Origin of the sequence: Enterococcus sp. FZMF, from assembly GCF_030263915.1 — a bacterium.
Lineage (GTDB): Bacteria > Bacillota > Bacilli > Lactobacillales > Enterococcaceae > Enterococcus_D > Enterococcus_D casseliflavus.
Genome location: NZ_CP127160.1, coordinates 1,589,107 through 1,612,140, shown reverse-complemented (window position 1 = coordinate 1,612,140; position 23,034 = coordinate 1,589,107). Strand labels below are relative to the sequence as shown.

The following is a 23,034-nucleotide window of genomic DNA, read 5'->3' as shown; positions in this document are numbered from 1 at the left end:
CACCATTCAAAAGTAAGATATTTAGTCTTACTTTTGAATGGCGTTTCATCTCAATTTAATATTAATTAGGAACTTTTCTAAAACTTACTCTGATTTTTCTTGCTAACTTTTCATCCGTCAACGCTTTTTTAGTATTTGAAAGCAACATAACTCTTGATTCAGTGGGATCCATAATATATTTTCTCTCCCACTGATCTTGATCTGGACCATCGCCAATGATGCGAATGTAAGACAACAGACTTTTGATCATCTCTTTTGACAATGTTAGATTAGTATAGCCGTCGTTTTCATAAAAATCATACCATGTATCACTTGGATTTTCCTTCAGTATTTGAATTAGTTGATGGATTTCTTCTAACGCATCGAAAACTTTTACAAATACAAAGACCATTTCTTCCCGATCAAAGACCTGATAAGCGTCTAACAAATGGAGCAGTGCTTTTAACGTTTTGCATTGAACGGCTACTGAGAGATAAATATCATTAAAAAAGCGAGCATTTTGCGAATTTTTATCCTGAAGGGATAATGTAATCTGCTGGCATCTCAGCAATAGATTCTCCCAGGCTGCTATCTTTTCTCCTACCATAGAGAAAATTTCTGTGACTTGCTCCTTGATTTTTTTATCACCCGTCAACCATTCTATCCTCGGAATTTTTGTTTCTTGCTTGAGCCATGATTGGATAATTTTTCGAATCAAATAACAGGCAAACTCGTCCCCAGCGGTTTGATCCTCATGTGTTCCATAGCGGATAACCGCTTCAAAGTAAGCTTCATAGACAGCTTGGATCTCTTCTTGCTGATTTTGATAATATTGTGTTACATGCTCTGAAATTATCTCTTGATTGGTTCGTAACTGATAATCTGCTCGCCAGAAATTCGCTATTTCTTGTAAAAACAAAATATGCGGTTTTATGTTGCCTGTATTGACTAAGACAAACTTATCCATCTTGACTTCTCTAACCGCCATTAACTCTCTAGAAACAAATTCTGGGCTATTAGGCAAGATCGTCAAGAAATTAGATGCTTGTAAATCATGAAAGGCAACATGATAATAGATTCCTCTTGATTGATTTGGTTTTGATGTGTTTGTTAGCACCTCATCTCGTGGATCGTGATTTTCTTGTCTACGAGAAACCATTTTGCCATAACCATTATCCGCCCAAATCTCAATCACATCATCCGGAAGCTCAAGTAAGCCAAGATTAAATAATTCCGTCATCTCCCCATAAATGTTCATTGAACATACTGCATGAGGATCGACTTATGATATTGCAGATGGACGATTTCGTTGATCACTGCTGCTTTTTCCGCTGCTGACCACTGTCGATCAAGATCTTCTGCCCAAAAAGGACAATCCCCTTGTCCACGAAAACCGAGTGTGTAAATAACGTTGGTACCCTTTTGCTCGTGTAAGGCTTTTTTCCATAATTCCTGAAATAACTCAAAATGTTCCTCGTATGAAGCCTTCAAACCAGGATACCTTCTAGCAAACATCTCTGCGCCTAGTGGCTCGGCATGATGATGTGTATAGATCAACCCCATCGCTTGCGCACTTTCTCGATGTCTATGACTGTTCTTATCTTTTCCAGGGATGATGACATTTCCGCCTAAACGTAACAATGTTTCATAAATACGTTCCCATACGTATTCATTCGAACCATTATCTTCCCATTGATCCATCAGCAACTCATCATTGACAAACCAGCCCCGATAATCCGTTGCAAAATCAGTCAATGTTAAGTCAAAATCTGTCCATTCAATAAATGGCTTTTTTATTGGAGGAATCTCCATGAAATACCAAAAAGGTTGAACATCTAAAATTTTATGAGAGATTTCAAGAACCCCATACATTAATCCTAACGGCGTTTCAGCACACACTTTTACTTTATCTGGCGATACGAAAAGTATATGAAAAGCATCCGTTTCATTTTTTTCATCAAGTAAAACCAATTCAATTTCATTTGCCTTCCTCGTGTCTGTCACAACGGTTAAAATGTCACGCTGCAAGATCTCGCAAGCATGTCCAATCACTTCATTTTCCAACTGTTTTGACGTGACAGAAGTATTTTTCGAAATGAAAAATGTTGTTTCCATGTAATCACCCGTTTCATCTATATAGTTTATTATTTTATCTTCAATAAAGAACTTTCTACTATGTTGTAATAGACAATCGAATTGCTCATCAGCCATAAACCTCTCGTCACTATTTTCTGCAAAGATGTTTTTCAGATGGTCTAAACGTTTTGTTAACTGTTTACTATGATACCGCTCATAAATTTAGAATAAGCGAAAAGCTTGTCTAAAAAAATAGAGAAAGTCGATGAAAAATACGAAAAAACAGACTTTCTTTGTTTTTGGATTTTTCTCCGTCCCCCTTTAACTAATGTTTTATCTAGTCGTTGTAGAACATGATCTTCCATGCCTATTCAGCTTAGGGTGGTTAATCCTATGTACAGCAAACAAGCCCACACTCATACGAGCATGGGCTTATTGAGATCATTGTCAATTCAATATCTTCAATTGAAATCTGGCTTTTATCAGTTCAGATTTCAATTGCTGAATAATGTTGACAACTTCTTATTTTTCATCAATTACATATACTTCTCAACTTCATCAATTTCTTTTTGTAGTGCTTTTTCATCGTACTTTTCATACTTACCGGCTTCGTGTGCGATCTTTTTGATTTCATGAATCGCTTTTTTCTCAACGATCCATTTCTTCATACTATGTTTTTTTGCGTCTGCATCTAGTGTGTCTAATTCAGCTAAATTCTCATCTAACTTATCAAGAACCTCTGCAATCTTTACCAATGCTTTTGCTTCCTTTTCTTCATAGTTTGTCATAGATATCACTCCTTAAGTATTTGATATATTTATCTTACTGCTGTAATTAAATATTTTCAAATTAAATGTACTGTTTATCACAAAGTTTTATCTTATTCTCACTGAATAGATAGAAACTATAATTTTTTTGCAATATTCTATTCAATTTACATTTATTTTTATCCTTAAAGATGTATCATAAGAGAACTATCGATTATATAAAAAAATGCCTTAGTGAAACATCAAACATTCGGTGTATCGTTTGCAATAAAATCATTTAGTTTTGTTACTTTCTTATGGTTGCAAAAGAATTTTCCCGACACTTTTTCCAGATTCTAAATAATCATGGGCAGCTTTTCCGTCAGCTAATGAAAAAATGGTTGGTTGACTGATTTTCATTTGATCCTTGCTAAAGTAGTCAAACAATCGAGAGCTTCTTCTCTCCCGCTCTTGAAAACTTGTCAAGTAATCCCACAGATCTCCTGTCAAAATACTTTTTGATTTAGACAGCAAGGGAATGAAGTCGATCGCTGGCGGATTTCCGCCGGCCATGCCAAAAAAGACAACCTTCCCTCTATTTTTGAGCAAGTCGACACTTTCGGCTAATGTATGCCCAATGCCATCATAAACGGTATCAAAGAAAGAAGTATAGGTATCTTGCCATTTTGTATTTCTTAAAAAGACTTGTTTTGCTCCTTGGTCTAAAGCCAGTTGTCGCTTTTCTTCCGTAGAAGTGACGCCATAAACTTCTAGACCATCAGCCGTCAATAGTTGCGATAAAATTTGTCCGACGCCACCACTTATTCCATGGACGAAGACCTTACTATGATTCACATTATTGCCAAGATCATGAGCTAAAAAATCAGCTGTCAACCCTTGCAGACCAATACTGGCTGCTAATTTAGGTGGTATACCTGATGGGATACGGATGGCATTTTCCTCAGGAACAGCCACCAATTCTGCATTAGCAAAAGGAACATCCACAAAAAGAATCGTTTCCCCTAGCTGAAACTTGGAGACAGATGTTCCTTTTTGAATAATCCTCCCTACCCCTTCATAGCCATTAATAAGAGGGTCTCGGGATTCAATATGATAGCTGCCCTTTCTTCGATAAATATCTGCAAAATTCAACCCAATATACATCATCTCTACCAATAGCTCATTTTCATGAATGATGGGATCAGGCAAATCCCCATATGTTAAAACAGTTGAATCACCAAATTCATTAAAATACAACGCCTTCATGCGCAAATCATCTCCGATCTTCAATCTATCAAAAGCCACGCATCAATCGATTGAAACTATCTACTAAACAACCAGTGTATGTCCCTTCGGTCATTTTATATTTTTCCTTTTATTAAAAAAAGCACCTTCTCTCGAAGGTACTTTCATTTTATTCCTCTTACTGACATCCGTCAAAACAGATTATTTCTTCGGTTCGTCCTCATCCATTTTCAGAACGGCCATGAAGGCTTCTTATATCATTCTGATATTTAATAGTATTTATACGTCCTCCTTATTCCTTGTTCGTCCTTGATATAATTATATTCATCAATCCCTTATATTCTAAACAATGCCTATACTGCATTAAGAATGTTTATCGATACTTGTCAGATGGGCGGAATATTGGCGAAGAAAATGAAAAATGCTTTCAAATATCTGAATTTTATAATTCTGTTCGCTTTACAAAGAGAACAAACGTTCGTATACTTTTTTCATAAGGAGTGATAATTATGGGAATGATTAAACCCTATGAGGATCGTAAAAAATTAAAGTGGATAGGATTCTTCTTGTCTGAACATACAACCGATATTGATAGAGTTGACAAAGAGTTAGCTTATGTATGCCCTCCTAAACCAGAAATGGATGAAGAAGAAATAGGAAAGTTTCTTCAAGAAGCGCTTATGAAACACAAAAAGTTAGCGGTACAACTAAATTACACTCTGTTAGGGAAATTTATGCCTGATATAGCTGGATTTCTGTCTGGTCATAATGATTTGGGAATCTATATCGGATCTACCCTCATAGAATATGGTGAAATTCGAAATATAGATTTCTATTATGAGAAAAAGTGGTTTGATGTGTGATGAATATCATCAGCCAATACGAGCAAGGCTATTTATCCTATTCCGAGTTTATAAATGAATTTCCTGACTCTATTTCTGAATCACAGGAAGCATTATTCGGCGGAAAATGTGTCGAGTTTTATGTTGCTGTCACTTTAGGCAAAACAGATTGTTACTATTATGTACAACGCTATGGAGGCGATTGTTATGAAATCGATGAAAGGTTATGTATCAAAGATACGTATATTGGAGATGAGCAAGACCCCTTTGGTGCGATTCTCGCTTGATGGAGTGAACTGCTTAATTGTTGCACATAGTTTGAACTTTTTAGCAGATGTCGATGAAGATATGAGAATTGTCGTTGCTGGTGAATATAATTGTAGGAAACAGTTTGTAGTCCGTAAGTATTCGGTGATTGGTAAGACAAAAATCATGATAGAATTTGAATCACTAAATAATAACTCGGTGGTCGGGCCTAGCTCTTCAAAATAATTGACTACCTTATATCGTGCAAGAACAGTATAGCCACCACAGAAAAAAAGTTCTATCTTATGATAGGGCTTTTTTGATACAATAGAATAAAAATATGAAAAGAGGTTAAAAAATGAAAGTAGGTCTTAGAAAATCGAGTGTTAAGAAAAGTTTTAAGGCTAGAACTACTGGGAAAGCAAAACGGAAAATCAAAAAAGCGGTAATCCCCGGTTATGGAAAGAAAGGTATGGGATTTGCTAAATCACCTATAAAATCAACAAAAGCAAAGATTTATAGAAAAACAACGTTTAGTATATGGGATATTTTCAAATAGGTTTAGGGGGATAAACATGAAAAAGATTAGTTTAGGTGTTTTTGCTTTAATTGCTATTTTCTTTCTCGTCGCTTGTGAAAAAAAGATTACAACAGAAGATTTGAAAGCAAATGATTGGATTGCAGAATCTTCAAGCGAAGATGAACCAAATATGCTTTTATCTTTCTCTGAGCATGTAATGTCGGTATCCATCGATACTGACAGTATGACATCTAGTGCAAAAGATGAATGGGAGCAATTAGGTGAAGATATAGCAAAACAACTCATAGATCAAATGAGCTATAAACTTGAGTATGTTTTAGATAAAGATTCGATCAAGATTCAAGATACAGATGATGAAGATGCTTATGTTTATTACACTGTTTCAAAAGAAGATGATAACATAGTCTTCACACCGGATGAAAAAAAGAATAAAGACGATTCCGATGCGGAAAAGCTTGTTTTGAAACCTTACACGAAAAAGAAAGAAGTTGAATCAAGCTCATCATCTACAGAACAGACTACTGTATCATCAGAATCAGCTGCTGCAAATCTAGACGATATAATTGAGGCATTCTCGCAGCAATCGCTTGTGGTCTACAATCCACGGGATATGACGAAGGACGACTTTGGTATTGCGCCTATGTCGGCCACGAGTGCAAAGATATTTTCATTAGTTGAAACCGACAACGAAGATGATCAACGTAATGCTCGCTTGCTGACTTTTGATAATTTGGATGACTTAAGAGCGACTAAACAGTATTATGATGATCTTGGAAAAGATTCAGCAATGCTATTCTCCTATACCGCCGTTAATGAGGATGATTTGGTACTGATGCAGTTCAATGGCCAGCTCTCTCAAGACCTGGTTGAAAAATACGCGAAGGCAGCTTCTATGGAATTAACTGAATCACCTTTCGCTTCTAATTCTACAGAATCCGAAGCATATTCATCCGAAAGTGTGGCTGCTTATTCAGAAGAAAGTACCCAGCCTGTTGAGGTTCCTGCAAGCTCTGAAGAAACAGTGCCCGAAAGCAGCGTTCAAACTCAACCTGTTGAAGATTATACGACCGTTCAAAAAGGCGAAGGCCCTCCAGATATAGCTGCGCGGGTTGGGATTTCTGTCGAAGAGCTTTATGAACTAAACGGAATGGATCCAAATAATTTTATGCTTTATCCTGGTGATACTTTGAGGGTGAAATAATGGTTAACTATCAAACTCATCTCGATAAAATATTATCATCATCTACTGAAATTAACATTTGGAGAGACGGAGTAATATCTGAAAAACATTATTTTTCCGAAGATAATACAATTAAGATTTTATTCATTCTTCGTGAACCGGTAGATCTTTATAATCGTGAAGATATACTTTTAAACTATCTCAGAGACGGTGGTTACTATCGAGGTACCGCTCCTATGATTACAAGATTAACTCAATTAATCTACAAATGGAATGATGACCAACAAATCAACTTGAGTCTTATAAACGGTCAAAAACACAACCGAATTGCTTATCTAAACAAAATTGCATGGGTCAATTTAAAGAAGTCTCCTAATACAAAAAGTATTTATACTGATTGGAATAATTTTGAACAGATTGCTATAGATAATGCTGAGTTAATTAGAAAGCAAATTGAACTATGTAGTCCTGATATAATTGTTTGTGGCGGAAACTACGGTATATTAACGAATTATGTTCTTGAAGACGATTTTAAAAATAATGAAGTGATTGTTCAAAATGGGTTTAATTATTCTATTTCACATGATATCCCTATTATAGATTGCTACCACCCTTCGAGCAGAAAACCAAAAGAATTCATGACTAAGTTCTTATTTACATTAAACAGTATAAAACCTTTTAAAACTAACCCCTTTATGTAAGCGATAAAAAAAGCCCCCTACTCAAAACGATTAAGAGGATTTTACTATGTACCTTATAGGATTCGAACCTACGACCGGACGGTTATGAGCCGTCTGCTCTAACCAACTGAGCTAAAGGTACAAAACAACCCACCCTTGGAGAGAGTGGGCTTGAAACAGGGTTAAAAATGTCAGGATATTAGCCCCGGTTAAGGCTATTATCATTCTACAAGGTATCTTATTTAAATTCAACAAAAATCCACCCTACTATTCATAGAGCGGAAGTTTCGAAAGAGCAATTACAATAAAATGGATTAGTTGGTATAAATCCATGATACACTTTAGCTTTTTTTAATTCAAGAGATTTCAAGCAGAAATATTATTGAATTTTAGAGAGACAAACTTTTCTATTTTGTCATGAATTTACAATTATAATATGCTGAAAAACATAAAAATATTTTAGATGATATTCTGAAAAATAATATCTATTAAATAAAAATAATGATAAAATAAACATGAAGAGTATTAGGCACACTTCCCCAAGCTACCATCGCCTAACTACTCTTCATAAAGTATTGCACGCACCTACTAATTTATAGTATAAACTTATTTACTGCAAGTAAAATGAATATGATCTATGTACAAGCCCGCCAAAGCGGGCTATTTGTTTACCACGGAAGCTTGTTGTTGTTCAACGCTACTTGCAATGCTTTGACCATGTTAGATACAGGGCTGATAATACCGTCTTGCGTGGTACCCAAAGCTTTTTGCATTGCCTTAATTGTGTTCTTTCCGCACAATCCATCAACTGCACCATTGTAGTAACCTTTTGCTTTCAATCGTTTCTGCCATGTTCGAATCAACGTTGATCCTTTTAGCGTATTATCGAATTGCGCTGCATAAAGGTTCTTGTTGCACGCTTGCCGATACTGATGGCTGATTTCGTCATCTGGTGTGATACCTTCGTACTTCATGGCTTTATTGGCAGTACTTGGTCCAAACATTCCGTCTTCTTGGATTTTATTGGTATTTGGTTTTACAGTAGGTATGCTAGGTTTAGCTGCTGAATTAGAACCGCTAGTCTTGCCAAACACCGCATCTTTGAATCGTTCTAGCTCACTTGGTTTAGCTACCCATGGAGCTGGGCAATTCTTTCCAGTAACATCATAATGTCGCCAGATCTTATTACGAGTAATATTTGGATATTTTGCGATCAGTTCTTTGACAGCTTTAACGGTATTTTGGAATGTTTTTTCAGTGATATTCCCATTTTTATCCAAACACATCTCCACACCAATAGCACCATAATTAGCATTTCCGATTTGTGAATACAAAGGCTTGTAGATAGATCCATCAGAATTGTATCTAACCGTATCATTTGCATGGTAAGCGACTTCGTCTAATGGAATGATGCAAATAGCTTCATTGTCATCTACAAACAAATGAGCGGAAGCATAAACACCATTTAGATTATTGAAGTAGTCTTTGTGGTTTCGGGCAGTGCCGCCATTGTTTGCCGTGTAATGCATGATAATCCCTTTGACGCCATAGTTCTTGATTCCTGGACGAGAAAACTTGTTGATTCTGATATATTCGTATTTGATGAAACTCATTTATATCATCCTTTCTAAATTAAAAAAAGAGCAGCCAGTGGCTAATCCTTCTTTTCTGTAAACTCTTGTCCGTCACCGTAATCTGGTTTCGATTTGTTGCCTTTAATAAATCCAGCGCCTAAGTCATAGAAACCGCCTGCGGCTAAACCTGACAAGAATCCTGCCCAACCAAACACAATGAGTTGATCTGGTACCATTGTTGCGGCGTAAACAACCCCAACCGTAGTTCCTAGCAAAATATTGATTACTGGCAATAACTTATTGTTTGGGATCATTTGTTTCACTAGCCCCGTAACCGCCATAACCACCCCTACAATTACTGTTGCTGCTGTTAAAATATGTTCCATGTTAAATTCCACCTTTCAATATTGCATTTTCATTTTTCAACTCTTCGTTCTCGTCTTCTAGCTCTTCAACCAGTTTTTGATAGTAAGCAATTTCCTTCTCATACTTATTTTTGATATCTGAAATTTCTGCTTCGAGTTTATCGACTTTCTTTTCCAGCTTATCCACCATCTCCTGATACTTCCTGTAGAGAACGTCGGCGTTTTCGGTATTAGTCTTTTCAAGATTTGCTTTGTTAGAATATTTAGTTCCTAGATAGGTAATAAACCCACCACCAAGCGCCACAATGATCGTAGTCAAGTTGATGTCTTCCACAGTATCAGTCCTCCTTGATGGCAATCCCCATCGCAAGGAATGCCATTGCCAAGGATAAAATGCCGATTGTATTTGGTGGTGCAGATAACACAAAAGACACTCCGAAAAGTGTCCAAAAGAATGTTAGTAGTACTAGCACTGTATGCTTTAATTTCTTGTTATTGATCACAATTCCCAATATTTTGAGAAAACCCAGTATCATAAACACTGCGCTGATTGCTCGATAATCGAACAGCTCGTCAACCAACTGATATACTCTGTATTCCTGTAAGATTGAGGGATGCAAAAGCAACTGCAAACCGTATAAAACCGACACGATACTGAGAACTAAACTATCCCATTTGAGGATAATTATATTTTTCATATGCCACCTACTTTCCTAAAATAAAAAGCACACTCGATTGAGTATGCTTAATTTACTACTTATCAAAATCTTCGGGTGTAAGTACTAGATAATTAATTTTTTCAGAATCCTCTATAGTACTCATGTCAAATATATCTTCAAGCTCAACTTTCTGATCAAACCTCTTTAGAATTTTAAGATCAATCAGTTTAATTTTTTCTTCATCGCTATAATTCCAAAAATTATGGACTAACTCTTCAATTATTACAGCAATTCTAGCGCTCTCATTTCTAACATTTGCTAATTTAGAGTAATCTATGACAGAAAAACGAATGTAATTACCTATACTACTCATTTTCAACTTAACTTCTCCTGAAGCAAGGATGATTAAGTTCGTACCCTTTAGTTTTTCAATATTGATTCCTTGCGACTCCATTTCTAACTCTACAAGTTTTATGGCCATTAGTATTTCCATGTTTAATTTTTCTGGCATCTCAAAATCTGCGCTTATAGAAATTCTATTTCCTAATGGAGTGTCTAATGTTTTTATCATTTGTTCTTTCATCCCTAAAATTTCCATCATTATCTCCTTTGGTTTTTACAACAATGATATCATTTTTAAAGGATTCAATAAATTTCTTTATTATCTTTTTCTTCTCAATATTATCTTCTCTAAACGCTTCAGTTGATAAGTTTTCAACTTTCATCATTCATCACCTACTTTCCTAAAATATAATCCACAACACGATTAGCCAAAAAAGCAGACAACCAAGAATGATTGTCCGCCAGATCTGATATTTTTCTAATAATCAAACTGTCTATTTTCTCCTGCACCAAAACGTTTAATTTCTGCGTGTCGATTTTCTAAATCGATACAAAAAATATCCCACGCGTCTTCTGTGATTGTCCCTAATGTTCGTTCTAAAATCTCACTAGTTGTAGCAGATGTCTTTTGAGCTATTGTTTGGCTACAAGTTGTTGATATTTGATAGAACCCAAGTTCTTCATCTAGATACAAATTGTCCGCATGCACATGACCACAAAGTGTCGCAATCAAGATATGCGTTTTCGCATAGTCTACATCTATACCCAACGTTTCATTTGTGTAACTCGATCCTTCTTTAAAAGCTTTTAAAATACCTAATAATATATCGCCGTTTTTAGCAAAAGTCGCATCAACAGATAGAGCAGTGGATAAGTTGTGGTGTGAGATAACCAACACTTGCCATTCTTGTTCATTATTTTGCTTTTGGGTTAAATCAAGTGCGTTTTCGGCTATCCATTTTAATTGTTGCATGTCAATTCCCCATCGTTTTGAATTACCACTCGCCTCACTACAACTGTTGACGACAACAAGTCTCACCTTATGTTTATCATCATCCACGTAATAATACCCTAGTGTTTCGTCATCCGGGAAAACTACATTTGTATTTTGTTTTTGACTTAGAATAAACCTATTAGCAAACTCGCTTTTAGGTAATGTTCCGACATCATTCCCACCTGTACCTGCCTGATCGTGATTGCCCTGAGCAACATAAACCGGCACTTTTATTTTCTCTAATGCAAGTTGACATTGATTATAGTAATTGCGCACCTTTTTTTTATCAGATTCTGTTAAATTTATATCACCCGCATGCACATAAAAGTCGCAGACGCCAAATTTACTTGAATAAACCAAACTATTTAAATGCCGCGAATCTCCGTGAGTGTCTGATATCAATCCAAAAGTAAGCAATTTTTTGTTTTTGGTCTCCGAAATTTCGTCCACTATATCATCGACACGCGCGATAGCATAGTTAGGCACACCATCAACCGAGCTCGATAAAAATCCATTTATCGTATACTCGTAGGGCGTTTGTACAGATCCTGTATTAGCATTTAGATACAACAAAAAAGTAATGTCTCCTGTAAGTGCTGGGTCTCCCAACGGTACGACAGAAATAGCTCTAGTGGAATGCCTAAAATATACCACTTGTTCGCCACTCAACATATTTAAGCTAAACAACGAAGGTTGTACATTAGTTGATCCATCGATAACTCTAGTGAATCGAGGAATTATAATTTTCTTACTAATAAAATCAATATTCACAGGGTCAACAGTTGTTGATAACATGCGATTTTGATATAAATCCCCATTTTTTACAGCGACACCATCTACAACTAAAGGGACTGTCAAATTACCCAGACCTGTTGCCAAATCGAATACACCAAAGTTGACATAATTTTCATCCATTGCGTTGTACATAGTGATGGATTTAACTGTAAATTTTCTTGTAGCAATATCCAACAATAATGTCAATTTATTGCTCATTCCTGTTTCAAAAGCTTCCGCAACGTCAGTAGAATGATTGGCAATGTTATAACGTGTTAACCCTTGAAAAACATCCCCTGCACCAACTGTCAGCGTTTTTAAAGTTGTATCTAGATTTAGCGTTCGATTTAAAACCGATGGCAAGTAAAAACCAGGTTTTGAAATCCCGGTTAAATTGCTGTTTGTAACTTCTCCGTCTGTTATTCTTTCATTCCTGATCTTCTGACCATTCAACGAAAAGGGAATCCTTACGTTTCCTGCTAATGTATCTATTCTGAAAAAGCCACAAAAAACAACGTTTTGGTCAGTTAAGGCGATATAATCAGCACGAGACAACAAGTCGAAAGTAGAACTCGATCTAACAAAAATCAAAAACAAGTATGTCTGATTAGTTAGCAAATTAGACTTATCTTGCGTTCCGGAAGCGGTGACATACGGTTTATTGGCAAAGAAAAATTGTCCAGAAGGCGTGGTCAAAACACCGCTTGTCGTGTCAAAATTAACTTTTGCTCGCCAATCATTCGGAATAAAATAGCCACTTTGTACAAGTGGGGTTACTTTATTTGTATTTACCGATGAATCTACTATGTTATCTGTAGAAACAGAATTTTTTCCTACTACAGCAGGTTGATTAGTGATGTTCTCTCTAGCGTCTTGAGCAATCATCCCCCACGTAACTTGACCAGCTCCGTTTTTATCGACCTTTCCAGCGGCAAGGCTGTCTACTTTCTGGTTTGTGGTACTTAAGCTCGTTTTGTCTGCTTTATTTGTATCTAAAGCGTCGATATCTGTACGGAATTTATTAGAATCAGCCAGTACAGCAACCAATGCACTAAATTCTGCCTTTTCAACAATCCCTACAGGTTGCCCAGCTAATTCTTGGACAGTCAATTCAAATTGTTTTAAATTTGTTACTTTTCCATCTTGAATTATTTGAATGCTTGCAATAACTCTCCCGGGTGTCATCATGTGCTGCGGGTATTCGATTCGGTAAATACTATTGGCTTTATCTAAAACAGAAAAAGCCGACAAATCTGTCAATCCGCTTGCTTCATTATGCCAATTAAGATTTAACATCAATCCCGGAACTTCTCCGACAACGCCTTTGTTAGTCACCAGAACAGTAAGTGTTCGCCCCTTGTAATCTCCTTGCGAAACGAATTGCTTTTCTATAAACGTATAGTTCGCATAATCAATCACTAAATCGACATCTCTAAATTGATCTAGTTCCAAATCCATCACTCCTAAAAATTAATATAATTGCGCGGATTGATAAAATCATCCGAACTTGGCCAAGGCCCATTTGTAAAAAATTGAAAATGAAGATGCGGGCCAGTACTTGGACCAGTTGTTCCCATATTGCCTATTTTCTGCCCTTGGTTAACTGTATCACCTTGGCTAACATTTAGTTGGCTCAAATGTGCATATCCTGTGTAAAGTCCGTCAGAGTGCTTAATAACAACATAGTTTCCATACCAATCGGGGTAACTTCCTGCTATAACCACTTCGCCAGCAGCAGATGCATATATAGGCGTGGTAGCATTTCCGTTTACAAGGTCAATTCCATTGTGAAGCTCATATGATCCAGTAATTGGATGGTATCTATAGCCAAACTCACTAGTCACTGTAACTGGTTTACTAATAGGAACTACATACCCTACACTTTCGTTTACTTTTACATACTGTCGGATCATCGCAGCATAGTGGAAGTTACCACCATTTACATACAGATAAGTTCTGCCATCTGCTTGAGATACTGCATTCACATATGGATATGTTGCACCAGTTGTATTTCCTAGGGATGGCGCAACAACAGTTCTTGAATAAACCTCAGCCAAATCGGTGGTATTTACTCCACCTCTGTTTGAGAGCCAAGGGATATAGGCACTTCCGAAGTTGTAACCTTGCATTACACCCCATATGTCTACGTTTTGATCGTGACCGTTTTTAATCTGTTGTGCTAAATGCTTACAGCCTTGCTTTACTGAAGATTCACCTGTAAGATAACCGGGACCAGGATAACCTGCTGATTCAGAAGACTGCATGATATCATCTGTGCCGTCTGTACCGGGATTTTCTACCATTATCAGAGCATAAGCTAAGCCAATATAATCCGAGATACCGTATAGTTTTGTATACTTTTCAAGCCAAGCAACGATATTCACATTGCCGGTTATGTTGCTACCGATATTAATTGGATCGTACGTTGATCCACTAGGGCCAACACCGCCACCAGATCCACCAGGATATACTTGCTGTCCATTTATTTTTAAATCTCCACGAACATCAAAGTTTCCAGACAAAGTTATATCTCCGATAATTCGAATATTATCATCAATTAGGTACAATCCTTTGCCATTTCCTAAAATGATCCCTGTGCCAGTTTTTGCAGATAGTGCAATATAATCATTATCCGCATCACCACGAATCATCAAGGCTTTCCCGTCCATCAAAACAGGTCCATCTTGATCCACCAAGTCCGGAAAAGGTTCGCCAGCAGTACCGATAGTTCCTAATGACTTATCTCCACTCCAAAATTGCAATCCCTTCTTGGTCAGCTCCATAATTTTGAGTTCACCATTCCATAGTTGCAACGTTCCAGATACCATTCGTAATAAATCACCCATGCCGTTGAATGAGACTTCCATAATATTCGTACGAATCTTCCCTGCTCGAATAAAGTCGGCATTAAGAGTGCCATCAATCCCCCAAGCATTTACAAATGGTCCTAACCATCCAGTTCGTGAAAATCCAAGTCCTTGATTATTAATAGCTATAACGTCCTTTGCAGTGTCCCGTGAATCAGTATCCATATAATATGTGGTATGTGGCTTATTCTTGGGGTATTGCAACACGCTACCGCCCTCAACACCATTGATTAGGTTAGTTACATAATCGACAAATTCAGACATGTAACCTTTCTTTGTCAAGGTTTTGATAGTCTCTTGTAGCTCATAATTTTGTTTGGTGTAAAAAGCCATCTGGGCGTCGCCTGCATAGATTTTTTTGTTTTTCTCAGTTAAAGAATCGTACACAACACTCGTGATTTTTGTGTCAATGTGGATGTCATAGAGCCTGTGGTAAACCGAAAAAGTATCAAACAATCCATAATTTTTGATTTTAGCAAATTCTTTTGCTTCTTCGGAATCAGTCAGTTTTTCAATTTCTAACTCAATGCTGATTTTCGGCTTGTCTGAACCCGGATTGATAGACCTAAAATAATTTGCAGCAACTCGATTTAAACTAGCTAAATCTTTTACCCCTTGTTCTTCTGTAAATTGAATATGTTTAGCGTAAATATCCGGATAATTGGTTGCTAATTCTGACATAACTGCATTTCCATAAATCCGTTTAGTCGTTCCATCCTCGCTATTTTGCAAGTCAGCATATGGTAGCACCTTTGTTACGATACTTGACCAATCAAACTTGATTTTCAATCCATTTAAATCTTTTCCGTATCGAACAGTACCGACATTATCTCGGCCTCGTCTTCTCAACAGAGAAAGTTTGAACGGTTCTCGTTTGATCTCTCCGCCCCAATATTGAACCATACTTCCTTGTTCTCCTGAAATACAGCTCAACACATTACGGGCTTCAAAAACTGTGCTGGAAGTAGTTTGAATATCAGAAAATAGTTTCACATCACTGGGTTCATCCATTCCATTTTCAATAGCAACCATTGCTTCTGCGCCATTTTTTGAATCGATTTCAACATGACGCACTTCACGATTTCCAATTTTATACGTACGTGACTGCCCATAAATCAGTATGGTGTTACTTATGGTGTCTTTATAGGTATTCTTGATCTCAAAGATATGATAGTCCTCTTGATCATTGGGTTTTGCTTTGATTTGGTACCCATTTTCAAAATACTCCGAAAATCTGCTGATTAATGGATGCTCAATTTCCACTTCATATTTCCCATTTGCTTCTTCAGTAACATCACAACGACTTGTATCAATCATAATCCCTAACCCATTATGACTGAAATCCTTCTCAAGTGGATCATATATTCTAGGTTTCAAACTTTTGTCCACCACCTTGGCATCAAATTAAACTCCTGTACATTTCCTTGCCACTTTATAGTTGTCATACCTTTAGGCAAACTTGGAAAATCAATAAACTTGGTTTTGTTATCTTGGCTCTCAAAAATCCCATCAACAATGTGATAAGATTCTTCTAGTTGAGAATCGATGATTATTTCATTTCCAATATTTGTTAATTCAAACTTGTTATTGTTAATCCAAAAAGAAATATCCCCCGAGCCTAAAATTTGAATTTTAGGCTTCGAAGGATAATGTTCGTTATTGTGTATTTTCGTTTCATTGCTCAACCATTTAAGTCCTGTTCTTGACTGCTTGAAAGGACGTAAGCTGATTGTGAACTCAAATGGTATCCAATTGGCGTCTTTATGTGTACCCGTAAACACAGGAGGACTTACTACAATCGCTTGGTAGATATACTGCGTATCAAAACTGTAGGTGAAATCAGAGTAATTTGACATATCTAACCAAGACCGAATACGGTCCTCTAAATGCGATACATCATCTACATTATCCGCTTGTGCATTGCAAAGGATTTTCCATTCTACGTTTTTGTAGTAAGCAAAATCTACAACAATCGAATCATTGCCTGGCCTTGGCTTGAGTTCTATAACACGTCCTGCAGAAAGGCGTTGTGGTCTAGAACGTAAGTAAGTATTGAACCCTTCGCTATCCAAGCCATTGATTTTAAACTGTCCTGGTCTAAATACCATTCAATACGCCTCCTTTAGGTGCATCTTCTCTATCCTTCAATTCCTTGATGAATTTTACAAGTTTTTTAGCCATATCCATCAATTGGAAATCTGTCAATTCACCTAGCGCTTGCAAAGTGATATTAAAGTTGTCGCCTGATTTACCCTTTTCTTTTCCACTTGTAAAGTCATCCGAAATATCTTCTGTGTTCAAGGCGTTCGGATTAATTTGGCTCAAATCGACATTTGCTCCTAAACTGCTTGTGTCAAAGGTTAGTTTATTCGCTGCTTCAGTCAGTGCGTCTTGCATAGTGTAAGCATCTTGCTCAATTCCGCCTGCAATACCACGAGGAATCCATTTACCAACAGCGTCTCGTCCCCATCGTGAAGGAGAGTGAATACCAAAGAAACCAAGAACATTATCTTTGAATCCGCCAAGAACCCCTTTGGCTGCATCCCAAAGACCACCAGCAGCATTACTTATCCCTTGACCAATCCCCCTGATAATATTCATACCGACTTCACCCCAATCCACAGAAGTGAATTCATCGATGAAGCCTGTAATTAATTTCCACCCTACATTTCCTAATTCAGAAAGGTAGCTTAGAAAGCCGTCAATAACCGCTATCATAATTTGTGGTATTGCCGCCACAATTGCAATGATAATCTGTGGTAAATTCTCCACCAATGCGATAAATAGCGTAACGCCTGCATTAATTAATTCTGGAGTTGCATCACTAAACGCACGAACCACTGAGGTTATAATTTGAGGAATGGCTTTAACAATCGCTTGAATGATCGTTGGTAACGCCTCTACCAAAGCAACTAATAATTGTATACCTGCTTCAATGATCATTGGAATCGAACCAATAAAGAAACTTACCAAACTATTAATAATAGTCGGTAATGCTTGAATCAACATAGGTAACGCTGTAATTAGTCCTTGCGCTAAACCTACAATCAATTGCAACGCCGCATCCAACAGCATAGGCAAGTTATTGATCAGTCCTTGCACGATTGTTATCAATGCTTGAACTGCTGCCGGTATCAAGGTTGGTAAAGCTTGCGCGATACCTGTAACCAACGCTGTAATAATTTGCATAGCTACATCAATAAACAATGGTAGATTGTCAACAATCGTCTGCACAAGGCTCAATAAAGCATCAATTACAACAGGAATCAATCCCGGTAGTAGTGTTAACAATGTTTGCAATACTTGATTAAACAGATCGGTAACCGCCGATAGTAAAGTTGGCAACAAATCAGCAACCGCCGTGAGTAATCCATTCAAAAGCCCAGGTAAAGCAGATACAATATTTCCCAGAACTGGCGTAATATTTTTTACAACATAACCGAACTGTTCAACTAGATTATCAACCAGTTTACCTACGTCAGCGTCCGCATTACCCATTCCAGCTAGGAGATTTTGCCACGCTGATCCCATACCAGCGAGCGATCCGCTGATAGTTTCTGTTGCTTCTTGTGCTGTAGTCCCTGTGATTCCCATTTCTGTTTGCATCACGTGGATGGCTTCTGTGACATCAGCAAAACTAGAAATGTCATATTTAATGCCAGAAATCTTTTCAGCGTCAGCTAAGAGGCGTTTCATTTCTTCTTGAGTACCACCATATCCGAGCTTTAGGTTATCAAGCATCGTATAGTTTTGCTTAGCGAACCCTTGGTAAGCATTTTGGATACTGCCTATGTCTGAACCCATTTTATTGGCGTTATCGGACATATCAGTTACAGCTTGATTCGCCACATCTGCTGCTTTTGAGGTGTCTCCACCTAGGGATTGTAGCAAACTGGCACTAAAGCCTGTGACGGTTTCCATATACTCATTTGCTGATAGACCGGCTGTTAGAAATGCATCATCGGCGAATTGCTGCACCTTTTTAGATGCATCACCAAACAGCGTATCTACCCCACCTACAAGCTGTTCGTAATCAGCGTAAGCGGATATGACTTTTTGACTTAGGCCGACTGCAGCCGCTCCTGCTACACCAGCTGCAACCGCCATACCTGTACCGATTACTTTCAGACCGCCGCCAATTTTACTAAACATGGAGGTTGATTTTTCGGCTTTGCCTGTTGTTTCGTCAATGGCATCATTTGCTTTTTGGTTATCAGCATCAATGGTCCCAAACATTTCAAAGACATTAAACGCCAAAGCCATCACCTCCCATGTCTTCTAGCATTGCTAATGCATTTTTAGCGGCTTTTTGAGCCTCTGTTTCTACCTGCTCTTTTGGTTTAGCACTTTCAATGATTTTTTGTTTAAAATCACCAAATGAATCAGTACGAAACGGATTAGATAGATAGATTTGCCACAGTTGATCATCAAATTCACCATCGAATAGCACGGATAGAAATTCGGGCAAGTCTTTCCACTTGATCGTGGACAACAAAAAAGAGACATCGTTATATCTTTTGAATAACGTGTCCCTAAACTTATGCATGCCACCATGATTTTGAATTAAAAGAGCAATTCTAATGCTTCTCGTAATTCCGGCTTTAAGAAAAAATCCTTCACCAGCAATCCGTAGGTAACAATATTTGTTTTTCCAATTTCTTCAGGTGTTTTCCCAGTCAAATCTGCTAAAAGGCCATTTAGCTCTACTTTGATCTCGCTAGAATGTCCCAGGATGAATTTTGCAGCCTTAGCTACCAAGTCAAAGCTTTGAGCTGAGATATCTGCTTGGATATCTTTCACTTGTTTTGTAAACGACTCTTGTTCGCTCTCAGATTTTTTGCTGGCCACCAGTGCCAAACCTTGTGCTTTTTGAGTTTGAATTTTAGCGGCATCTTTTTGTTTTAAAAAGTCAGTGACTAATTCAGTGACATTCAAAATTTGTACAATTTCGATCACTTTAAATAAATCATCAGCTTGGAGTTCCCGCATGGAATACCCCAACAGCCGTTCTTTGATTTTATTGTTCTTTTCAGCCGCTTTGACCTCAGCAGCTTTTTTCGCGGCTTCAATCTGTTCAACGCTTAATTGATCATTTGCTTCACTCATTTAGCTTTTTCCTCCTCTGGCGCACCATCTACTATTTTTGTTGTTTCAACTGTCGCTTTTTTTGATCCGTCGGCATCGATTGGTTCAATCAAAACTCTTTTCAGTTTGTTATTCTCAGTAGATAGTTCTTTGATTCGTTTTTTGTCTTTATTGGTATAAATATCACCTGACCAATATTTAACCCCTTTTTCAATAAATGGATAAACTACTTTATATTTCAAATGTACTCATCCTTTCTATGCCTCTAATTCAGGCTCTTTGGGCATTAGGATCTTGACTGGTAAAGAGGTAGTAGTCACATCGTCCATTGGCGTACGAGCAGCAAATGTCAGAGGATAAATCGCTTCTGCTTTGTCTTTCGCTTCAAATTCCAATCCAGAAGTGCAGATAGCAAAATCCATGATGATAATAACTGGCTTATCCGATCCGCTAATTGTGCCGATATAACCAAGATTTTCAATGTAATCTGACTCTTCAATTTTCTGCTTAGGAGTGATCACATCGTATCCGGCTGGATATTTTGTGTCATCCGATTCTTCTACATCAGCAAAAAGGGCCATCTTGACATTGTCACGAGTGTGCTCAATGACATTCACTTCAAAGGTCCCTTCGCTCGATTCGATCATGTCACCGCCTACAGGTGTGGTGAATACACCATCAACTTCCACTTGGCGTAGATTATTTTTTAGTGACAACTTAGATCCGCCGCTTGTTGCACCAAGGAGATCATAGGTCCACTTTTTAGCCGTAGCATCCCAGGTTAAGTTCCGAACTAACGCACCTGCATTTAAAAGGTAGCGCTTAGGTGTATCAGCAGTATAGCCGCTTTTAGGTAAAGTCTCGCTAGTAATTGCCATTCTAAATCCTCCAATCAAATTTGGCATAAAGCCTTATATTCCGACGTTGCAAAGTATCTGATCCAGTTGGCACATCGTTGTCTGCATCATACTGTATCTGCACCAAAAATTTATCTGTCACTTGATAGAACGGCTCATTGTTAAATGCTTCCATCATTACTGACAATGCTTTTTCGATTGCTACGTCGCTCTTGTTGTTATCAAACAGATCAATATCAATGTAAAATCCTTGCCCTGCAAAATGAGTAGGTTCACCAGTCAGAGAAAAGGTTTGATAAGGATACACAACAGTTTTATTTTTGTTCTTTAGGTAATGTGTTTCGGGGACAATTTCACTGAAAAGCCCCGTTAAATAGTTGATTACATCAATACGTTGGCTCATCAGCTAAATTCCTCCGAATATTTCTTTTGCTAACGCTTCTATTTGTGATTTGTTTTTACGAAAAGCTGGGCGTAAATAGGGTTGGGGTTCTTGCCCCCAAGTGAAGAACCATTCCCCACTAGGATCTTGATACACCCAACCACCTTTACGCCCCATTCCATTTTCAGCAAATTCACCAGTGCCCATTTCTACATAAATGGCATACTCAACGTTTGTTCCTACATAACCGATCAATTCCGCCTCATCAACAACATAATCAATGGAATTCCTTAGTCTAGATGTATGAACAGCCGCTAATGCTACGGCTTGACCTTCAACTAGCATGCATGCTTGAAACAGCCATTGGATTGTTGCTTGTTTCAAAACTTCTTTGGCTTCATCGGAGTGATCAAGAAATTTCATCAAGCCCACCTCTTGCAATAAATCTCAAGGTGATCAGATAACTCCATCACATCATCGACATAGGTTATTTCGTATTCAATGCCTGATCTTGGGTTGAGGATGCGGTCGGTAGATAAGATTTCAAAGCTTGTATCTTCCGTTAAAAATATATGGCTAGACGTTGCCAGAAGGCTATTCTGATATGTCTGTTCATCAGAACCAGTGATCATATCCAACCAACCTAAAAGCTTGTGTACCGTCTGCCATTCAACGATAGGCTGATTCAATTCATCTTTTTCACCAGTTTCCTGTTCACGTCTGATTTCAAAGGGAAACATTGAATCACCTACCATTTCAACAGCTTATATTTGTTAATGAACGACATTAAAGCAGCTGGATATCCATTGACTGACTCTCCGCTGTTCTGATCATAGTAAGTCTCAGACATTCGAGAAACAGTCTTGGATTTCAATCCAACTTTATCGCGCATTTTAGCATCATAGGTCAAGAGTTTTCTAACCCCTGACAATATATCTGCCGGATACTCAACTTTGGTCAAAAACGCATCTGGATCTGTCCCCGTGAACAACCTAGGGTTTCCTTCTAGATTAATAAGTTGCCCATCAATATTGCTCACAACATACAGGCCATCGTTCCACTTACTACCTGAAACTTGAATAGTATCCTCTGCCCTAAGGCCTTGGATATCACCCAATACGGCAATAGTTGTTTCATTTTCAAATCGTATTTGTTTAAAACGAACCTTCCGATTCTGAAAAGGATTATTAGTCAGCATGCGAATTGATTTTTCGATACCATCTAGATCCTCTTGAGTCGCATCAGGATAAATCTTCTTTGCATCATCCAAGGATATGATCATAAGTCTGTCTCCTCTCTAAAGGAAAGAGGTCAGCTTATTTGCCATCCTCTTTTTTTGCAGCAGCATCAGTTGCATCTTTTTTTGATTCTTTGACCTGCTTTTTCAATGCTTTGTTTTCAGCTTCCAGTTTGGCGATTTGCTTTTCCAGATCAGCTGTATTAACTTCCTCAGGCTCTTCTTCAACGATGAAGCCTTTTTCTTTGAATCTAGAAATCAACCACGGATCATCAGTTTTGCCGATGCCATGTTGAAACATGACACCAAAAGATTCACCAGTATAGGATTTATTAGGCGCTTTGATTTGCATGATTTATCCTC

At 37.7% G+C, this 23,034-nt stretch carries 29 protein-coding genes and 1 tRNA gene; 6 read left to right on the top strand and 24 right to left on the bottom strand.

Translation table 11 applies throughout. The features are described from left to right. Window positions 1-61 precede the first annotated feature (61 nt). The 4 genes from QN079_RS07805 to QN079_RS07790 form a co-directional block, all read right to left on the bottom strand. Entirely contained in the window at window positions 62-1,237 is a 1,176-nt protein-coding gene (locus tag QN079_RS07805; protein ID WP_289230659.1) for a glycosyl hydrolase 115 family protein, read from the bottom strand. Continuing rightward, window positions 1,234-2,094, bottom strand: a complete 861-nt coding sequence (locus QN079_RS07800) for a glycosyl hydrolase 115 family protein (protein WP_289230658.1) — start codon at window positions 2,092-2,094, stop codon at window positions 1,234-1,236. The genes QN079_RS07805 and QN079_RS07800 overlap by 4 nt, the downstream gene beginning before the upstream one ends. Before the next feature lie 497 nt (window positions 2,095-2,591). Further along, window positions 2,592-2,843: a hypothetical protein gene (locus tag QN079_RS07795; RefSeq protein WP_015509648.1), complete on the bottom strand. Its 252-nt coding sequence runs from the start codon at window positions 2,841-2,843 to the stop codon at window positions 2,592-2,594. A gap of 273 nt (window positions 2,844-3,116) precedes the next feature. Continuing rightward, window positions 3,117-4,067 (bottom strand): zinc-binding dehydrogenase, encoded by a 951-nt coding sequence (locus tag QN079_RS07790; RefSeq protein WP_289230657.1) that lies wholly within the window; start codon window positions 4,065-4,067, stop codon window positions 3,117-3,119. Window positions 4,068-4,555: 488 nt separating this feature from the next. On the opposite strand from QN079_RS07790, the gene QN079_RS07785 reads away from it, so the two are divergent. The 6 genes from QN079_RS07785 (at window position 4,556) to QN079_RS07760 (ending at window position 7,556) form a co-directional block, all read left to right on the top strand. Beyond that, the gene (locus QN079_RS07785; protein WP_289230656.1) at window positions 4,556-4,909 is read left to right on the top strand and encodes a hypothetical protein; all 354 of its coding nucleotides are present in this window, start codon (window positions 4,556-4,558) and stop codon (window positions 4,907-4,909) included. Beyond that, a complete protein-coding gene (locus tag QN079_RS07780) occupies window positions 4,909-5,175 on the top strand; it encodes a hypothetical protein (RefSeq protein WP_289230731.1) in 267 nt (88 codons plus the stop codon). The genes QN079_RS07785 and QN079_RS07780 overlap by 1 nt, the downstream gene beginning before the upstream one ends. Continuing rightward, entirely contained in the window at window positions 5,096-5,380 is a 285-nt protein-coding gene (locus tag QN079_RS07775; protein ID WP_270792283.1) for a hypothetical protein, read from the top strand. The genes QN079_RS07780 and QN079_RS07775 overlap by 80 nt, the downstream gene beginning before the upstream one ends. Before the next feature lie 112 nt (window positions 5,381-5,492). Then, window positions 5,493-5,693, top strand: coding sequence for a hypothetical protein (locus tag QN079_RS07770; protein WP_289230655.1), 201 nt, complete (start codon window positions 5,493-5,495; stop codon window positions 5,691-5,693). A gap of 16 nt (window positions 5,694-5,709) precedes the next feature. After that, entirely contained in the window at window positions 5,710-6,876 is a 1,167-nt protein-coding gene (locus QN079_RS07765) for a LysM peptidoglycan-binding domain-containing protein (RefSeq protein WP_289230654.1), read from the top strand. After that, window positions 6,876-7,556, top strand: a complete 681-nt coding sequence (locus QN079_RS07760) for a hypothetical protein (RefSeq protein ID WP_289230653.1) — start codon at window positions 6,876-6,878, stop codon at window positions 7,554-7,556. The genes QN079_RS07765 and QN079_RS07760 overlap by 1 nt, the downstream gene beginning before the upstream one ends. Window positions 7,557-7,603: 47 nt before the next feature. Here the strand turns inward: QN079_RS07760 and QN079_RS07755 are convergent. From QN079_RS07755 to QN079_RS07660, 20 genes are all read right to left on the bottom strand, one after another. After that, window positions 7,604-7,677 (bottom strand) — tRNA-Ile (locus QN079_RS07755). Between the two features lie 526 nt (window positions 7,678-8,203). Continuing rightward, window positions 8,204-9,148 (bottom strand): peptidoglycan recognition protein family protein, encoded by a 945-nt coding sequence (locus tag QN079_RS07750; protein WP_289230652.1) that lies wholly within the window; start codon window positions 9,146-9,148, stop codon window positions 8,204-8,206. Window positions 9,149-9,189: 41 nt separating this feature from the next. Continuing rightward, complete coding sequence (locus QN079_RS07745; RefSeq protein ID WP_289230651.1) at window positions 9,190-9,495, bottom strand: hypothetical protein; 306 nt, start codon at window positions 9,493-9,495, stop codon at window positions 9,190-9,192. Window position 9,496: 1 nt separating this feature from the next. Beyond that, on the bottom strand, window positions 9,497-9,808 hold the full coding sequence (locus QN079_RS07740; protein WP_016608614.1) for a DUF4337 family protein: 312 nt from the start codon (window positions 9,806-9,808) through the stop codon (window positions 9,497-9,499). Between the two features lie 4 nt (window positions 9,809-9,812). After that, window positions 9,813-10,172: a hypothetical protein gene (locus QN079_RS07735; protein ID WP_081116211.1), complete on the bottom strand. Its 360-nt coding sequence runs from the start codon at window positions 10,170-10,172 to the stop codon at window positions 9,813-9,815. 55 nt (window positions 10,173-10,227) lie between these two features. Then, window positions 10,228-10,704, bottom strand: a complete 477-nt coding sequence (locus QN079_RS07730; RefSeq protein ID WP_289230650.1) for a hypothetical protein — start codon at window positions 10,702-10,704, stop codon at window positions 10,228-10,230. After that, window positions 10,670-10,861, bottom strand: a complete 192-nt coding sequence (locus QN079_RS07725) for a hypothetical protein (protein ID WP_289229643.1) — start codon at window positions 10,859-10,861, stop codon at window positions 10,670-10,672. The genes QN079_RS07730 and QN079_RS07725 overlap by 35 nt, the downstream gene beginning before the upstream one ends. A 92-nt stretch (window positions 10,862-10,953) precedes the next feature. Beyond that, on the bottom strand, window positions 10,954-13,695 hold the full coding sequence (locus QN079_RS07720) for a metallophosphoesterase family protein (RefSeq protein WP_289230649.1): 2,742 nt from the start codon (window positions 13,693-13,695) through the stop codon (window positions 10,954-10,956). An 11-nt stretch (window positions 13,696-13,706) separates the two neighbouring features. Next, window positions 13,707-16,502, bottom strand: a complete 2,796-nt coding sequence (locus QN079_RS07715) for a phage tail spike protein (RefSeq protein ID WP_289230648.1) — start codon at window positions 16,500-16,502, stop codon at window positions 13,707-13,709. Next, on the bottom strand, window positions 16,484-17,218 hold the full coding sequence (locus QN079_RS07710) for a phage tail protein (RefSeq protein ID WP_289230647.1): 735 nt from the start codon (window positions 17,216-17,218) through the stop codon (window positions 16,484-16,486). The genes QN079_RS07715 and QN079_RS07710 overlap by 19 nt, the downstream gene beginning before the upstream one ends. Then, window positions 17,208-19,346, bottom strand: coding sequence for a phage tail protein (locus QN079_RS07705; RefSeq protein ID WP_502875152.1), 2,139 nt, complete (start codon window positions 19,344-19,346; stop codon window positions 17,208-17,210). The genes QN079_RS07710 and QN079_RS07705 overlap by 11 nt, the downstream gene beginning before the upstream one ends. A gap of 10 nt (window positions 19,347-19,356) precedes the next feature. Next, the gene (locus tag QN079_RS07700) at window positions 19,357-19,656 is read right to left on the bottom strand and encodes a hypothetical protein (protein ID WP_016608621.1); all 300 of its coding nucleotides are present in this window, start codon (window positions 19,654-19,656) and stop codon (window positions 19,357-19,359) included. A 17-nt stretch (window positions 19,657-19,673) separates the two neighbouring features. After that, window positions 19,674-20,216 carry a hypothetical protein gene (locus tag QN079_RS07695; protein WP_289230645.1) on the bottom strand — a complete coding sequence of 181 codons (543 nt, stop codon included), beginning with the start codon at window positions 20,214-20,216 and terminating at the stop codon, window positions 19,674-19,676. Next, window positions 20,213-20,437: a hypothetical protein gene (locus tag QN079_RS07690; RefSeq protein ID WP_289230644.1), complete on the bottom strand. Its 225-nt coding sequence runs from the start codon at window positions 20,435-20,437 to the stop codon at window positions 20,213-20,215. The genes QN079_RS07695 and QN079_RS07690 overlap by 4 nt, the downstream gene beginning before the upstream one ends. 15 nt (window positions 20,438-20,452) lie before the next feature. Next, the gene (locus QN079_RS07685; RefSeq protein ID WP_289230643.1) at window positions 20,453-21,073 is read right to left on the bottom strand and encodes a hypothetical protein; all 621 of its coding nucleotides are present in this window, start codon (window positions 21,071-21,073) and stop codon (window positions 20,453-20,455) included. Between the two features lies 1 nt (window position 21,074). After that, entirely contained in the window at window positions 21,075-21,455 is a 381-nt protein-coding gene (locus QN079_RS07680) for a hypothetical protein (RefSeq protein ID WP_029487082.1), read from the bottom strand. Window positions 21,456-21,458: 3 nt separating this feature from the next. Beyond that, the gene (locus QN079_RS07675; RefSeq protein ID WP_029487083.1) at window positions 21,459-21,857 is read right to left on the bottom strand and encodes an HK97-gp10 family putative phage morphogenesis protein; all 399 of its coding nucleotides are present in this window, start codon (window positions 21,855-21,857) and stop codon (window positions 21,459-21,461) included. Next, entirely contained in the window at window positions 21,857-22,174 is a 318-nt protein-coding gene (locus QN079_RS07670; RefSeq protein ID WP_266166669.1) for a head-tail adaptor protein, read from the bottom strand. Before QN079_RS07670 ends, QN079_RS07675 begins: the two co-directional genes overlap by 1 nt. 8 nt (window positions 22,175-22,182) lie before the next feature. Continuing rightward, window positions 22,183-22,716, bottom strand: coding sequence for a hypothetical protein (locus QN079_RS07665; protein WP_289230642.1), 534 nt, complete (start codon window positions 22,714-22,716; stop codon window positions 22,183-22,185). A gap of 34 nt (window positions 22,717-22,750) precedes the next feature. Next, on the bottom strand, window positions 22,751-23,023 hold the full coding sequence (locus tag QN079_RS07660) for a hypothetical protein (protein ID WP_289230641.1): 273 nt from the start codon (window positions 23,021-23,023) through the stop codon (window positions 22,751-22,753). Between the last annotated feature and the right edge of the window lie 11 nt (window positions 23,024-23,034).

What these genes read in the sequence shown, in the direction of transcription:
- QN079_RS07805 (WP_289230659.1), bottom strand. Translation starts at nt 1,237, where the DNA reads ATGAACATTTATGGGGAGATGACGGAATTATTTAATCTTGGCTTACTT.
- QN079_RS07800 (WP_289230658.1), bottom strand. Translation starts at nt 2,094, where the DNA reads ATGGAAACAACATTTTTCATTTCGAAAAATACTTCTGTCACGTCAAAA.
- QN079_RS07795 (WP_015509648.1), bottom strand. Translation starts at nt 2,843, where the DNA reads ATGACAAACTATGAAGAAAAGGAAGCAAAAGCATTGGTAAAGATTGCA.
- QN079_RS07790 (WP_289230657.1), bottom strand. Translation starts at nt 4,067, where the DNA reads ATGAAGGCGTTGTATTTTAATGAATTTGGTGATTCAACTGTTTTAACA.
- QN079_RS07785 (WP_289230656.1), top strand. Translation starts at nt 4,556, where the DNA reads ATGGGAATGATTAAACCCTATGAGGATCGTAAAAAATTAAAGTGGATA.
- QN079_RS07780 (WP_289230731.1), top strand. Translation starts at nt 4,909, where the DNA reads ATGAATATCATCAGCCAATACGAGCAAGGCTATTTATCCTATTCCGAG.
- QN079_RS07775 (WP_270792283.1), top strand. Translation starts at nt 5,096, where the DNA reads ATGAAATCGATGAAAGGTTATGTATCAAAGATACGTATATTGGAGATG.
- QN079_RS07770 (WP_289230655.1), top strand. Translation starts at nt 5,493, where the DNA reads ATGAAAGTAGGTCTTAGAAAATCGAGTGTTAAGAAAAGTTTTAAGGCT.
- QN079_RS07765 (WP_289230654.1), top strand. Translation starts at nt 5,710, where the DNA reads ATGAAAAAGATTAGTTTAGGTGTTTTTGCTTTAATTGCTATTTTCTTT.
- QN079_RS07760 (WP_289230653.1), top strand. Translation starts at nt 6,876, where the DNA reads ATGGTTAACTATCAAACTCATCTCGATAAAATATTATCATCATCTACT.
- QN079_RS07750 (WP_289230652.1), bottom strand. Translation starts at nt 9,148, where the DNA reads ATGAGTTTCATCAAATACGAATATATCAGAATCAACAAGTTTTCTCGT.
- QN079_RS07745 (WP_289230651.1), bottom strand. Translation starts at nt 9,495, where the DNA reads ATGGAACATATTTTAACAGCAGCAACAGTAATTGTAGGGGTGGTTATG.
- QN079_RS07735 (WP_081116211.1), bottom strand. Translation starts at nt 10,172, where the DNA reads ATGAAAAATATAATTATCCTCAAATGGGATAGTTTAGTTCTCAGTATC.
- QN079_RS07730 (WP_289230650.1), bottom strand. Translation starts at nt 10,704, where the DNA reads ATGATAAAAACATTAGACACTCCATTAGGAAATAGAATTTCTATAAGC.
- QN079_RS07725 (WP_289229643.1), bottom strand. Translation starts at nt 10,861, where the DNA reads ATGATGAAAGTTGAAAACTTATCAACTGAAGCGTTTAGAGAAGATAAT.
- QN079_RS07710 (WP_289230647.1), bottom strand. Translation starts at nt 17,218, where the DNA reads ATGGTATTTAGACCAGGACAGTTTAAAATCAATGGCTTGGATAGCGAA.
- QN079_RS07705 (WP_502875152.1), bottom strand. Translation starts at nt 19,346, where the DNA reads ATGTTTGGGACCATTGATGCTGATAACCAAAAAGCAAATGATGCCATT.
- QN079_RS07700 (WP_016608621.1), bottom strand. Translation starts at nt 19,656, where the DNA reads ATGCATAAGTTTAGGGACACGTTATTCAAAAGATATAACGATGTCTCT.
- QN079_RS07695 (WP_289230645.1), bottom strand. Translation starts at nt 20,216, where the DNA reads ATGAGTGAAGCAAATGATCAATTAAGCGTTGAACAGATTGAAGCCGCG.
- QN079_RS07685 (WP_289230643.1), bottom strand. Translation starts at nt 21,073, where the DNA reads ATGGCAATTACTAGCGAGACTTTACCTAAAAGCGGCTATACTGCTGAT.
- QN079_RS07680 (WP_029487082.1), bottom strand. Translation starts at nt 21,455, where the DNA reads ATGAGCCAACGTATTGATGTAATCAACTATTTAACGGGGCTTTTCAGT.
- QN079_RS07675 (WP_029487083.1), bottom strand. Translation starts at nt 21,857, where the DNA reads ATGAAATTTCTTGATCACTCCGATGAAGCCAAAGAAGTTTTGAAACAA.
- QN079_RS07670 (WP_266166669.1), bottom strand. Translation starts at nt 22,174, where the DNA reads ATGTTTCCCTTTGAAATCAGACGTGAACAGGAAACTGGTGAAAAAGAT.
- QN079_RS07665 (WP_289230642.1), bottom strand. Translation starts at nt 22,716, where the DNA reads ATGATCATATCCTTGGATGATGCAAAGAAGATTTATCCTGATGCGACT.
- QN079_RS07660 (WP_289230641.1), bottom strand. Translation starts at nt 23,023, where the DNA reads ATGCAAATCAAAGCGCCTAATAAATCCTATACTGGTGAATCTTTTGGT.